The 13,405-nt window shown below is 63.9% G+C and carries 11 protein-coding genes and 1 pseudogene; 8 read left to right on the top strand and 4 right to left on the bottom strand.

Translation table 11 applies throughout. The features are described from left to right. Positions 1-49 precede the first annotated feature (49 nt). Positions 50-244, bottom strand: a complete 195-nt coding sequence (locus H7X45_RS05185; protein WP_187336460.1) for a helix-turn-helix transcriptional regulator — start codon at positions 242-244, stop codon at positions 50-52. A 217-nt stretch (positions 245-461) separates the two neighbouring features. Between H7X45_RS05185 and H7X45_RS15340 the strand changes: the two genes are divergently transcribed. Next, positions 462-662 (top strand): DUF2158 domain-containing protein, encoded by a 201-nt coding sequence (locus H7X45_RS15340; protein WP_187336459.1) that lies wholly within the window; start codon positions 462-464, stop codon positions 660-662. A gap of 1 nt (position 663) precedes the next feature. Further along, complete coding sequence (locus tag H7X45_RS05175; protein ID WP_187336458.1) at positions 664-924, top strand: DUF6953 family protein; 261 nt, start codon at positions 664-666, stop codon at positions 922-924. Position 925: 1 nt separating this feature from the next. Here the strand turns inward: H7X45_RS05175 and H7X45_RS05170 are convergent, their stop codons facing one another. Next, positions 926-1,909, bottom strand: a complete 984-nt coding sequence (locus H7X45_RS05170; protein WP_246449706.1) for a tyrosine-type recombinase/integrase — start codon at positions 1,907-1,909, stop codon at positions 926-928. A gap of 45 nt (positions 1,910-1,954) precedes the next feature. After that, positions 1,955-2,203, bottom strand: a pseudogene (locus H7X45_RS15335) (Arm DNA-binding domain-containing protein); the annotation flags it as partial. A 200-nt stretch (positions 2,204-2,403) separates the two neighbouring features. Between H7X45_RS15335 and H7X45_RS05165 the strand changes: the two are divergent. From H7X45_RS05165 to H7X45_RS05140, 6 genes are all read left to right on the top strand, one after another. Further along, positions 2,404-4,458 (top strand): TonB-dependent receptor plug domain-containing protein, encoded by a 2,055-nt coding sequence (locus H7X45_RS05165; protein WP_187336456.1) that lies wholly within the window; start codon positions 2,404-2,406, stop codon positions 4,456-4,458. 78 nt (positions 4,459-4,536) lie between these two features. Continuing rightward, a complete protein-coding gene (locus H7X45_RS05160) occupies positions 4,537-5,691 on the top strand; it encodes a PepSY-associated TM helix domain-containing protein (RefSeq protein WP_187336455.1) in 1,155 nt (384 codons plus the stop codon). Then, the gene (locus tag H7X45_RS05155; RefSeq protein WP_187336454.1) at positions 5,688-5,909 is read left to right on the top strand and encodes a hypothetical protein; all 222 of its coding nucleotides are present in this window, start codon (positions 5,688-5,690) and stop codon (positions 5,907-5,909) included. Before H7X45_RS05160 ends, H7X45_RS05155 begins: the two co-directional genes overlap by 4 nt. After that, entirely contained in the window at positions 5,906-8,026 is a 2,121-nt protein-coding gene (locus H7X45_RS05150; RefSeq protein ID WP_187336453.1) for a TonB-dependent receptor, read from the top strand. The genes H7X45_RS05155 and H7X45_RS05150 overlap by 4 nt, the downstream gene beginning before the upstream one ends. Before the next feature lie 416 nt (positions 8,027-8,442). After that, positions 8,443-10,632 carry a TonB-dependent siderophore receptor gene (locus H7X45_RS05145; protein WP_246449704.1) on the top strand — a complete coding sequence of 730 codons (2,190 nt, stop codon included), beginning with the start codon at positions 8,443-8,445 and terminating at the stop codon, positions 10,630-10,632. A 104-nt stretch (positions 10,633-10,736) separates the two neighbouring features. After that, positions 10,737-12,140 carry a DUF2252 domain-containing protein gene (locus H7X45_RS05140; RefSeq protein WP_187336452.1) on the top strand — a complete coding sequence of 468 codons (1,404 nt, stop codon included), beginning with the start codon at positions 10,737-10,739 and terminating at the stop codon, positions 12,138-12,140. A gap of 36 nt (positions 12,141-12,176) precedes the next feature. On the opposite strand, the gene H7X45_RS05135 is transcribed toward H7X45_RS05140, so the two are convergent. Then, entirely contained in the window at positions 12,177-13,385 is a 1,209-nt protein-coding gene (locus tag H7X45_RS05135; RefSeq protein ID WP_246449701.1) for a carbohydrate porin, read from the bottom strand. Positions 13,386-13,405 lie beyond the last annotated feature (20 nt).

The raw sequence follows: 13,405 nt of genomic DNA, 5'->3' as shown, positions 1-13,405 counted from the left end.
CATTGCCCCGCGCGCCCTTCCCGGCGTTGCGGGGCTTCTAATTTGGGGATTATCGGAAATCGGCGCGCTCGGCGCGGCTGCTCGTTTCCCAAGCGACTAGATCGGCCACCGCCCAGCGCTTGACACCGGACGGCAGCTGAATCGGCATTGGGAACCCGCGATCGTCACGAATCCAGCGATAAATCGAGTGTTTTGAAGTAGCGTAGCGTTCGGCCACGCCGTCGATTGGCAAAAATTGGCTCATGATCGGCCCTTTCGAAATGAGTTGCGGGAGCAGTCATCCGACCGCGGGCACCGGGTCTTTTCCCCGGCATTCGGGCATCCGCCCGCGCGCATCTCAATCCGCCGTAGAGGCCATCCGGCCTGCTCAGTGAGCACTTACCACGGTCCGAAAGGACAGACTCTTTACTTCGCTTTGCAACTCGATAAAGTCAAGTGCAACTCAGCGGTAGGAGACGAAAATGGCCGACAAGTTCCAAAAGGGTGACGTTGTAGTGCTCAAGTCAGGCGGCGTACCAATGACAATTTCAAGATGTCCGAGTGACACCAATGATCGAGGTAAGCCCTACGGAGTCTATTTGTGCGTTTGGCAGAAAGGTGCAACTCATACCCAACATCCGTACGAAGAGCATGTGTTAGAACCATTTACGAAGCCTAATTAAAATGACTGAAGAGGAGGGTGTAAATTGGATGTTGCGTCAACTGGCCAACTTCAACGGCGTGCTTTATCAGGAGTATGTTGCTACTCACCTGTTGCATTATGGCGACCGGTCGCTTGCCTACTACGATGAAGATAGCAACGTCTGTATTTCCAAACCAATATTGGCGGCTTTCCTAAAGCTGACTCCAAATTTAGTCTACGAACGAACTGATAAATTTTGGCGTTATCGACTTCCGACCGATCGGCCGGGCAGGCAGCAATAAACTAAGCTTCCCGCCTCATCGGAATGACGGTCCCCGATGCAGTTCGCGACAAATAATCTGCCCAATCGTCCATCAATCGGACGCGCTTCGGCAAGAGCGATCCGCGCTGATAGGCGGCTTCGGCCTTGTCCGCTAACTGGTGCGCCAGTGCATGTTCGATAACCTCGCGGGGATGGGCGGTCGATTCACCGGCCCATTCACGGAACGTGGAGCGGAAGCCGTGTACCGTGATTCCCGTTCGCTCCATGCGTTTCAGGACCGCCGCCATGGTCATATCCGACATTGGCGCGTCTTCTTTCGCGCCCGGAAAGATTAGGCCGCGCCGGTTCGCTTCCGGGATCGCCAATAGGATCGCCATCGCCGGTTCGGACAGGGGGACCACATGCTCGATCCCGGCCTTCATCCGATCGGCAGGTATGGTCCACAGTGCCCGTTCTAGATCGATTTCTAACCAATTGGCGTTGCGGACTTCGCCGGACCGTGAGGCCGTCAGAATGGTGAATTGCAGCGCATTGGCGGCAACTCCGCTCCGCTTGCGCAGTGCGGCCATGAACGCGGGCGCGTCATGGTGCGGCAATCGAGCGTGATGTTTCGCGCGCTTTTTCGCCTTGGACAGTTTCGGCATGATTGGCTCGAGATTGTCCCTCCACGCTGCTGGATTATCGCCCCTGTGATCGCGCGCGATTGCGTAGGCGAACACCCGCTCCATGCGCTGCCTGACGCGATTGGCAGTTTCGTGCCGAGCGATCCACAAGGGCTTGTCCTTTGCGTTTGGCACCGGCTGCAACAGGACCGCCTCGATAGCGTTCCGATCGATCGTCGCGACCGGCTCTTTACCAATGCGGGGATATATCCAATTCGCCAGCGTCGATTCCCATTGAGCAACGTGCTTCGGATTCTTCCAACCGTCGCGATTGGCAGCAAGGAACGCTTCGGCGCACTGTTGAAATGTGATCGGTTGCTCGGCTCCGCGCCGATCGGCCACCGGATCGCGGCCCGCCCTGATATCCGCCGCAGCCTTTCTCGCTTGGGCAAGCGACACGCTTCGGCTGCGATCGTCGGGATCGTATGGACCTAAGCCTAGATCGCGCCGTTTGCCGCCGATAGTGGCCCGGAAAACCCATGAGGCCGTCCCGTTCGGCGTCACCTGCAACAGCAAGCCAGGCGGACGGCCACCGACCGGGATGCGCCGTGCGCTTCGCTGGCCAGTCTCAGCCTTGATTTCAGCGATCCGGGCGTCCAATTCCTTCGGACCGAGTTGCGCCGCTGTCTTTGGCATTTTCTACCATCTGTCCCACAAAAACCGATGCAGCCTTATGCGGTTTTGTGCAACATGATGCAACTAGGTCATTTTGAGATCGGTTAAATTATCTATGAAAAACCTGTGGTTAGCAGTAAGCGTCCGGCCCGGAAGGGGGGGTAGGGGGGTCCTTTATGGCGGACACCCTCTCCGCCATTTGATCGAGTGACAGCCCTGTGATGAAGACGGCCCGTTTCGCCGCCGCTGCGGCAACCCTCTTAGTTTCGGTTTCAAGTCCGGCAGCGCTTTGGGCGCAATCGGATGTGGGGGAGGGCGAGGGGCTAGCTGAGAAGGCTGAACCGATAATCGTCGTGACGGGCAAAGGGCTTCAGGAAACCCCCGGCACGCCTGCTTACGGCTCTGTCTTGCTGAGCCGCGCAACACTGGTCTCCACGGCGTCCGGGCGGATTGAGGATGCCTTGTCGAACGTCGCGGGGTTTCAGCAGTTTCGCCGATCGGACAGCCGCTCGTCCAATCCCTCGGCGCAGGGCGTGACGCTGCGGGCGCTGGGCGGCAACGCGACGAGCCGGGCGCTGGTGTTGCTTGACGGGGTGCCCATGGCGGATCCGTTCTTCGGCTATATCCCGTTCAACGCCATCGTGCCGGAGCGGCTTGCGTCGGCGCGTATTACCCGCGGCGGCGGCAGCGGTGCCTTCGGGGCCGGCGCGGTCGCAGGCACGATCGAACTGGAAAGTGCCGGTCCGGATATCCTCGGCTTGGCACAGGGCAGCGCGCTGATCGACGATCGTGCGGAAACCCAGCTGACCGGCATTCTTACCCCGCATCTGGGTTCGGGTTTTGCGAGTGTGTCCGCTCGCTGGGACCGGGGCCGGGGGTTCTATACAACGCCGGCCGATCAACGCGTGCCTGCCAGCGCGCGGGCGTCCTTCGATAGCTACTCGGTCGGGCTTCGCGGCGCGGCGCCGCTTTCAAAGAATATCGAACTGCAGGCCCGCGGGCTTGGCTTTGCCGATCATCGCACTTTGCGTTTCGAAGGAGCGGACAGTTCCAGCAGCGGGCAGGATGCAAGCGTTCGGCTCATCGGCCGCGGGCGCTGGCAGTTCGATGTGCTGGCTTATGTCCAGGCGCGCAACTTCTCCAACATTGTGGTCAGCTCCACACGCTTCGTACCGGTGCTCGACCAGCGCAATACTCCATCGACCGGGATTGGAGGAAAGATCGAGCTGCGGCCACCAACCGGCAATGCCAACACACTGCGCATCGGCAGCGACTGGCGCATTTCACAAGGGCAATTGTTCGAGGATGCGATCAGCGCGTTCAGCGGCAAAATTACAGCGCGGCGCAATGCGGGCGGGCGTAATGGCGATGTCGGCTTTTATCTGGAAGATGATCTCGTCCTCGGGCGGCTAACCCTGACCGGAGGAGCGCGCGTCGATCGCTGGAGCATTGCCGACGGCTTTTTCCGTGAACGGAATGCCGCGCAGCAGCTCGTCATCGATAACAGCTATACGGATCGCAGCGGCTGGGAAGGCAGTTTCCGCGCCGGGGCGCTGTTTGATATGGGCGGCGGACTTGCCGTTCGCGGCGCGGCTTATACGGGTTTCCGGGTGCCCACGCTGAACGAACTCTACCGCCCGTTCGTGGTCTTTCCGGTCACGACACAGGCAAACGAGGCGCTCGACAATGAGCATCTGCGCGGAGCCGAGATCGGGTTCGATTTTGCGCCAAGTCCGCAGACGCGTCTTTCGGTGACGGCATTCACCAATGAATTGCGCGATGCGATAGCCAATGTCACGATCGGGCCTGATCTGCGCCAGCGTCGCAACATCGATGCAGTGCGATCGCGCGGTATCGAGGCGACGGGACGGGCACAAATGGGCCTGTTCCAGTTCTTGGGCTCGGCAGCCTATACCGATGCCAGAGTACGCAGCAGAGGCGCCGCAGCTGCGCTCGATGGCTTCCGCCCGGCCCAGACGCCGGAATTTTCGGCTAGCGGTACGGTCGCAGTCCAGCCGTCCGAACGCTTCACCCTATCTGCAACGGTGCGTCACATCGGCGCGCAGTTCGAAGATGATCGCAATAGCGATGTGCTGCCGGCGGCTACGACGGTCGACCTGTTTGCGGAGCTCGGGCTGATGGAAGGGGTGTCGCTGCTCCTTCGCGGCGAGAATATGTTCGATGAAACCATCGTCACGCGCAACCAGGGGGGCTCGATCGACCTGGGCGTACCCCGCACGCTGTGGATCGGTCTGCGCGCGGGATTTGGGCGATAGCGCACGCAAGGGGGGGGGGCGTGCTATTGAAAACCATTCGCATTGACGGCGTGAACTTGGTTCCCTAGGCCGCGACGCGTGACTCGCCGTACAATCCGAATCTGGTTCCTGATCCACAAATGGAGCAGCCTCATTCCGATGGCGTTTCTCCTTATGCTGTGTGTCACTGGCCTGCCGCTGATATTTCATGATGAAATCGACGCGGCGACCGAGAGCGGAGCGCAGGCGTTTGCAGGCCCCCCATCTGCGCAGAGCGGCCTTCCGCTTGATGGCCTTCTTGCCAAGGCGCTCGCCGAACGGCCGGGTGAGGTGCCCTTGTTCATGGCATTCAGTCAGGATGATCCGATCCTGACCATTACCACTGGGCCAACGCCCAATGCGGCGGCGAAAGACATGACATTGCTGCTGTTCGATCGCAGCACCGGCGCGTCGCTTGGTCCGGTGCCGGTCAATCCGGTCATGGACTTCCTTCTGGAACTGCACACCGACATGTTCCTCGGTCTTGCCGGCATGCTGGTCCTCGGCGTCATGGGCCTTGGCTTCGTGCTCGCTCTCATATCCGGGGTCGTGCTTTACACGCCGTTCATGCGGCGGCTGCGCTTCGGCACCGTTCGGCAGAGCCGCAGTGAGCGGGTTCGCCGGCTCGATCAGCACAATCTCTTCGGCATCGTGGCGCTTGCCTGGATGCTGGTGATCGGCGTCACCGGCGCAATCAACGCTTTCGCCGATCCGCTCACCGACAGCTGGCGCGACGGCAAACTGGCGCAGATGACCGCGGCCTATGCCGGACAGCCCCCGCTCGATCCAGCGCGATACAGTTCGATCGATGCGGCGATGGCATCGGCGCAGGCGGCGCTGCCGGGGCGCAGCCCGCAGTTTATCGGCTTCCCCGGCGGCGATTGGTCCACCGGCCATCACTATGCGATCTTCTTTCAGGGCGACACGCCGCTGACGCAGAACCTGCTGACCCCGGCACTGGTCGATGCCGCCACCGGGCAGCTGACCGATGCCGCCACCATGCCAGCGCTCAACCAGGCGCTGATGATGTCGAAGCCGCTACACTTCGGCGATTATGGCGGCCTGCCGCTGAAGATCGTCTGGGCCGTGCTGACCCTTGCGACGATCTGGGTGCTCTGGACGGGCCTGCTGCTGTGGTGGAAGCGGCGGCGCGGCTATGTCGACCGGCGGGTGGAGGAGATCTACCGCAACGGCCTGGAAACGGCACCGGCATGAAGACCGCTCGCCAGTCGCTTCTGCGCATCTTCGCCGCGCCGCTCCTGATTGCACTGGCAACGATTGCCGGCCTCGTTCTCGGGCTGACCGGAGACGGCGGCCGTGATGTCGCGGCCTGGACGCTGACCGGCATCGCCCCGCTCATGATCCTGGCTGCGCTCTGGCGTGCCCGGACCACCGCAAATTCGACGACAACCATCAGAAAAGACAATCCATGATCAGGCCTTTTGCCACCATTTCGCTCGCCGCCCTTTCCCTCGCGCTTGCCGCCGAAGCGCGCGCGCAAACGCAGCCCGACGATTTCGACGACATCGTGGTGACCGCGCAGCGCGAGAACGCGACCCAGATCGTGAACGGCGGCAGCGCGGGCGTGCTCGGCGACAAGCCGGCCGAGGATCTGCCCTTCGCGATCCGTTCCTATGACGAAACGCTGATCCTGAACCAGCAGCCGCAGACGCTGGGCGACGTGCTGGAGAACGACCCGACCATCCGCCTCAGCTACGGCTTCGGCAATGCGGCCGAGCTGTTCGTGATCCGCGGGTTCGCGCTGTTCGGCGACGATATCGGACTGAACGGCCTCTACGGCGTCACCCCGCGTCAGTTGGTCGCGCCCGAGCTGCTCGGCAGCGTGCAGGTGCTGAACGGGGCGAGCGCCTTCCTGAACGGCGCGGCACCGGGCGGATCGGGCCTGGGCGGCAACGTCAACCTGATCCTGAAGCGCGCCGAAGCCAGCGACGTTACCCGCGCCACGGCGAGCTACGAGCAGAAGAGCCGCTTCGGCGGCAGCGTGGACGTCTCGCGCCGCTTCGGGACGAACGGGGAGTGGGGCGTGCGCGTCAACGCCGCCTATCGCGACGGCGAGACGGCCGTGGACCGCGAGAGCCGCCGCACCGCCGTGATCGGCGGCGCAATCGACTATGACGGCGGACCCTTCCGCGCGGCGCTGGACCTTGCCTGGCAGAACATCCGCATCGATCGGCTGCGGCCCAAGGTCACCATCGCCAGCGCCGCCGTGCCCGCCGTGCCGGAGGCCGATGCCAATTACGCGCAGGACTTCACCTATACCGAGCTGCGCGACCTGTTCGGCACGCTGAGCCTGGAGTATGACGTGGCGGACAACGCCATGCTCTACGCCAAGGCGGGCGCGCGCGATGGCCGCGAGGACGGCATCTACGGCAACATCACCGTCAACGACGCCGCGACCGGCGCGGCCAACGGCAATGCGCTGTTCGTACCGCGCACCGACAACAACGAGGCGGTGGAGGCGGGCATCCGCGTGAAGCTGGGCCGGGCGGTGACGCATGAGTTCAACTTCGGCGCCAATGCCAGCTGGCAGGTGAACCGCAACGCCTACGACTTCCGCTATGGGCCGGGCTTTGCGGGTTTCGCCACCAACCTGTACGATCCGGCGCAGGTGCCGCTGCCAAGCTCCACGCTGGTCGGCGGTGATCTGGACGATCCGTTCCCGATCGCGCGCACGCGGCTGTTCAGCGCCTTTGCGTCCGACACCATGGGATTGTGGGAAGACCGCATCCTGCTGACCGGCGGCCTGCGTCTCCAGCGGATCGACGTGGAGAGCTACAGCTACTTCAGCGGCGATCTCGACACCGAGTATCGCGAGGATGCGGTGACGCCCGTCGCCGGACTGGTGGTCAAGCCGATCGCGCGCCTTTCGCTCTACGCCAACCGGATCGAGGCGCTGCAGCAGGGTCCGGTAGCGCCGCTCGATCCGAACCTCGTCACCAACCCCGGCGCCGTGCTCGCCCCGCGCCGTTCGGTTCAGTATGAGCTGGGCGGCAAGCTGCAGGTCGGCACCGTCTTCCTGGGCCTGGCCGCCTACACCATCGAGCGGCCGGGCGAGGGCATTCAGGACGATGGCAGCTTCGGCTATCTGTACGATCAGCGCCATCGCGGCCTGGAGTTCACCGTGAACGGCCAGCTTGCGCCGGGCCTGCGGCTCATCGGCGGCGCGGCCTATACCGATGCCGAGCTGATCGGCGGCAACCAGGTGGCGGGCGTGCCGGAGTGGACCGCCAATGCCGATGTCGAGTGGGACCTCGCCTTCGTGCCGGGCGTGACGTTGACCGGCCGCGTGATCCATACGGGCGAGCAGTGGGTGGACCCGGCCAACACGCTGAAGCTGGACAGCTGGACCCGCTTCGATGCCGGTGCGCGCTACGTGCTGGCCGCCGCCGACGTGCCACTGACGCTGCGGCTCTCGGTCGAGAACGTGGCGAACGAGCGTTACTGGGCGTCCGCGTTCGACAGCTTCTCCAGCGCGCTGCTGCAGGGCGGCCCGCGAACCGTGAAGGCGTCGATCACCGCAGGCTTCTGACCGGGGCAGGCCGGGGCACCAGCAATCGCCGCAGTCCTGGCCAGCTTCACACAGCTTCACACTGTCCAGAGGCGGAAATACGCGCCGCAACGCAGCGCGGCCGGAACGGTGCGTGGCGGCAAGGTGGATGGCCGCCCGGCAGACCGCGCGGCAGCGGCGTACCGGCACGCTTTCGCCCCGGCACCGAGTATAGTTCGTACACGGTACGTTCCTCATCGGATAGCATAGGGCAGCGCATGTCCAACATTGCAAGCCGGGGTGCGGCGAAAGGCCGCACCGAGCCGGCCTGGCCAACCCCGGTGAAAGGATTATACGGCTCTATTGCAACGCACTCGCAATAGCACTAAGGCCTCTTCCGGAACGCGTCAGATATAGCCGCGCACTGGAAAAAATCTGCCAAAAGGGGGCCCTCTTTCATGCCGCTCGATACCGGTCGCACTTGGCTGCGAACGCCGCTCGTCTTTGCCTTGCTGTCCACCGCGGCCATGCCGCTTGCCGCGCAAACGACGTCGCCTGCAAGCGCGCAGGATGCTGCCAGTCAGCTGGATCGAAACGGCGATCAGGATCGAAAAGGGGGCCAAGACGATCGCGGAGCAGGGGCGAAAACTGCCGCCCATCCGGACATCGTCGTCACCGCCCGGCAGGCCAGTGCCAGCATTCTGGGCAGCGACACCGCGCTGCAGCTTTATCCCCAATCGATCCGGATCTTCGACGGTCAGGCGCTCGATGCGCTGAACGCCACGCGCATGAACGACGTGCTCGATCTGGCAGGCGGGGTGACCCGGCAGAATGATTTCGGCGGCCTGTGGGACAAATATGCCATTCGCGGCTTTGCGGGCGACGAGAATGCCGGGCCCGATATCCTGATCAACCGCTTCGGCAGCAATCTGGGCTATAACGCGCCGATCGATTCCGCGACCATCGAGCGCGTCGAGGTGCTGAAAGGCGCCAGCGCCGCGCTTTCCGGCCGGGGAGAGCCGGGCGGATCGATCAATATCGTGACGAAGGCGCCGCTCGATCATGTGCAGGCCGCAACGCAGTTCAGCCTAGGCAGCTTCAACCGCGTGCGGGCGACGGCCGATGTTACGGGGCCGATCACGAACACGCTCGCGGCGCGCCTGATCGGCGTTGCCGAGCGCCATGACAGCTTCCGCGATTTTGTGGATGGTGAGCGCGTGCTGATCGCCCCGTCGCTGTCCTGGACGCCGTCGCCCACGGTGCGCGCGCTGTATCAGGCGCAATATATGCGCAACGACAATGTGCTGGACCGCGGCGTCGTGGGCATAAACGGCGATGCCCGCGCGCTGGACCGCAGCACCTTTCTGGGCGAACCGGCGGACGGCGCGATTACGCAGAAAATCTTCTGGCAGCAGGGCAGCCTGTTCGCCGATCTGGGGGGCGGCATCGGGCTGGAAGTGGGCGGCAGCCACCGCGACGGATCGCTGCGCGGGCTCGGCACGATGGTCGATTTCGGCGGGCGCGGCGTGCAGCCCGGCGGGCAGGTGGCAGGGCGCGACCGGCGTCGTCACAACTTTGCCTGGAACGATCTGTCGCTGCGCGCCGAACTGACGGCCACGCCCTATTGGCTGGGCATCGAACATGATCTGCGCATCGGGGTAGACCGGGTGCGCCACGCGCTCGATTTCCGCCTGGGCCGCGCGCGCGGCACACCCGCCAATCCCATCCTGCTGATCGATCTGTTCGATCCGGTCTACGGCCAGCCGTTGCCCGAACCGCCCATCGCGCTGAGCCGCACCGCTTCCTTCCGCAGTGAGAGCATCTATGCGCAGGACGTGATCCGCGCCGGTGCGTTCACGCTGCTGCTCGGCGCGCGCTGGAACAGCTTTCGTGAGGATGTCGACAACCGGCTGACCGGCAACGACGCGCTCGATACGCGCGACAGCGGCGTGACGCCGCGTGCCGCCTTGTCCTGGCGCGCGTCGGACAACCTCACCCTCTACACCAGCTGGGGCCGCTCGCTGCGCCAGAACCCTTCGGACGGCTTCGCCACCTTCTCGGCGGAGAGGAGCCGTTCGGCGGAGGTGGGCCTGAAGTTCAGCCTGCTGGACGGCGCGCTGACGGGGCAGGGGGCGCTGTTCGATATGGAAAAGCGCAATGTGCTGAACCCCAATGCCGCCGATCCCTTCGTGAAGACGCAGATCGGCCGCCAGCGATCGCGCGGGGCGGAGGTTTCGGCAACCTGGTCCATGCCCGGCAGCCTCTACGCCACCGGCACCTACACCTATATCGATGCCGAAATCCGCAACGATGCCAATGCCGCGCTGATCGGCAGCCCGCTATCGAACGTGCCCGCCCATGCCGGCAGCCTGTTCGTGCTCAAACAGCTCGGGCCCTGGGGCATCGGCGGAGGCGTTACCCATGTCGGCAGCCGTGCGGGCGATCCGTTCGGCACCGATTATCGCCTGCCGGCCTACACCGTGGCGCGCGCCAATCTGAGCTACGATATCGCGCCCGAAGTCACCATCCGCGCCGATTTGGATAATCTGTTCGATACCTATTATATCAGCAGCTCCTACGCCAATGTCTGGACCACCCCGGGCGCGCCCCGCAATTTCAGGATAACGCTCTCCACGCGCTTTCCTTGAACGAGACGTCGGCCCCGCCAGAATCACTCGCCAGAACTGATTGCCATGTCCGTGCATTTGGTCTCCGGTATCGGCGGGGCAGCGAACACAGGAAGCGGGCAAGCATGTCGAGCAAGGATCGGTGGACCAAAAGCAACGAGCGGCGCGAGGCGGAGCGGGGCAACCGGCGGGAGGCTTATGAGCGACTTGCCGAACGCTTCGCCGCCGAAGCCGCGGTGCCGCTGCCGACCTTTCTGACCGGTCAGGCGCGGCGCGAGCATGTGCGCGCCACGATCCTGGAGGACCATGTCGAGCGGATCGATCAGCGCGCGGAAGGGACGCGGGCGAAGTTCGATGCGCTGGCGAAGTCGCTCTTCGCCTTCTTTCGCGGCACGGCGCTTGTCTTCTACCGCGACATGGCGGGCACCGACGGTGCGATGCCCGAGGTGCTGCTGCTGGGCGATGTGCATCCGGAAAATTTCGGGATCATGCCCAATATCGATCATGCGCCGATCTTTTCAGTGAATGATTTCGACGAGGCGGGCTACGGCCCGTTCAGCTGGGACATCAAGCGCGGCGCCACCGGCTTCGTGATCGCCGCGCGCGAGATCGGCGGCTTCGGCGACAAGAAGCGTCGCAAGATCGCGAAGGCTTTCGTCAAAGGCTATGCCGCGGGCATGGAGGAATGTGCGCGCGACGAGATCGAGACGACGCATGTCTACCGTATGGACAACAGCCCCCCGCTGATCGCCCGGCTGTTCGAGAATGCGCTGACCGATCGCAAGAGCTGGCTGAAGGATCGCTATCAGAACGAAAAGGGCGAGGGCTTTCGCACCAGTGATGAGCTGACGCCGATCAGTTCGCGCCGCGACGAGTTCCAGAAGCTGATCGACGATCTGGCCGAGGCGCGGGGGCTGGAGCCGGACGGACTGCATGGATCACTGCACGTCAAGGACGTGGCCATGCGGCACGGGCAAGGCACGGCGTCGCTGGGGCTGGACCGCTATTATGTACTGCTGGAAGGCCCGTCGGAGGACACGACGGACGACTGGATCGTGGAGTTCAAGCGCGCCCGCCGCAGCGCGATGGATGGCCTGGTTCCCTCGCCGCGCCGCGATTTCGATGACGAGGCCGCGCGCATCGTCCACGGCCAGCGGGTGCATCTGCCGGACGGCGATCCGTTCTATGGTAGCGTCACCATCGATGGAATAAGCTTCCTGACGCGCGAGCGCGCTCCCTTCCGCGATGATATCGATCTGGACGATCTCGATTATGGGGAGTGGAAGGATTATGCCGATATCTGCGGCCGCGCACTGGCCCGCGCCCATGCGCGATCGGACGAGGTCGGCGATATCGATTACGATGTCGAGCCCGCGATCCTGGAAGCGATGGAGCCGCGCCATGTCTTCATCGACGACGTCACCTGCTTCGCCTGTGAAGCGGCCGAGCGCCTGCGTCATGACCACAAGGCCTATAAGCGGGATCACAAGCGCGGTGCGTTTGAACGGCTGCCCTACGCACTGGGATAAAGGTGAAATATGGGCTGGCCCTGCTGCGGCGCGGCCTTAGTCCGAAGACCAGGCCACGATCAGCCGCAGGCCGAGCACCAGCGCGTCCTCGATCGATCGATCCGCGCCGGTGTTGACGATATACTGCACGTCCGGCTGTATGGCGACGCCGGGCACGATCTCGTCGCTATAGGTCGCCTCGATCACCGTCTCGGCGTTCAGCAGGGACGGGGCACCCACACGGTAATGATCGGAGAGGATGGCGCTGGCCGCTCCCAGCGAAAAGGCGCTGGCGGGGCGCGATTCCAGGACATGCGTCACCAACACGCCCGCCTGCCAGCCGGCGCTGAACGGCGTGGTTTTGCCGTCGGAAAAGCCGATCCGCAGAAACCCGGTCATATTGCCGGGCCCGCCGGGCGTGCCGAGCAGATCATGTTCCAGCACGGCATAGATGCCGCGCGATGGGACGTCCCTTCCCGTTTCGGTGAGGCCCGGCGGAACCACTTCGGGCTGTTTCTTGCTATATTGCCAGGCCCCGGCGGCGATCTTTCCGTTTCCTTCCGCCCAGCCGCCTTCTCCCACGAACAGCACGCCTTCTCGGCCGGACAGATCGATACCCCCCGCATAGCCCAGCGTGCCCGCTTTCGCATTGATGACGACTGCCTGCGCGTACAGATCGTCGAAATTCCACCGCAACCGGGCGGCCAGTGCGGTGGAGGGGAAGATGGACGGGCCGTTGGTGCCCGTCGCCGCCAGCTCCGATCCGATGCCGAAGGAGGGGGAAATCAGCAGCGCGGCAGATTCGTTGACGTAGAATTCGCTGTTCAGATCGTAGAGGCCGACCCGCAGCGATCCTGCATCGCCGAACCGCTGCTCGATCCACGCCTCGTACAATTTCAGCCGCGGCTGGGGCACTTCGATATTGTCGACGCCCTGCAGCGATCCGGCGAGATCATTGGGCCGCCCGCCCAGATTGTTCAGCACATCCACCTGGAAAACCGCGCCGTCCCAGCCTGCGAGCCGCCCCAGATCGCCGTCCGCGGTGACGAACAGATTGTCGAGATACCGCACGCCGCGCTCCAGCCCACCGCTGGCCACCCCGATGACATCGCCCGTATAGACGACCTCCAGGGTGAGCGGGGCGCCTTCTTCCGCCTGCGGCTCGGGCGGGCGCGGTTGTTCCTGCGCCCGAGCAATGCCCGCACCGCACAACAGAGCGGCAGCGGTAACCATGCCGAGCATGGTGCGAACGAAATATCCCGGCATGGGCGCGGCCTTATGCGTTG

Source organism: Novosphingopyxis iocasae, from assembly GCF_014334095.1.
GTDB lineage: Bacteria > Pseudomonadota > Alphaproteobacteria > Sphingomonadales > Sphingomonadaceae > Novosphingopyxis > Novosphingopyxis iocasae.
Note: the sequence above shows the minus strand (reverse complement) of the source record. Positions and strands in the feature narration are given on the sequence as shown.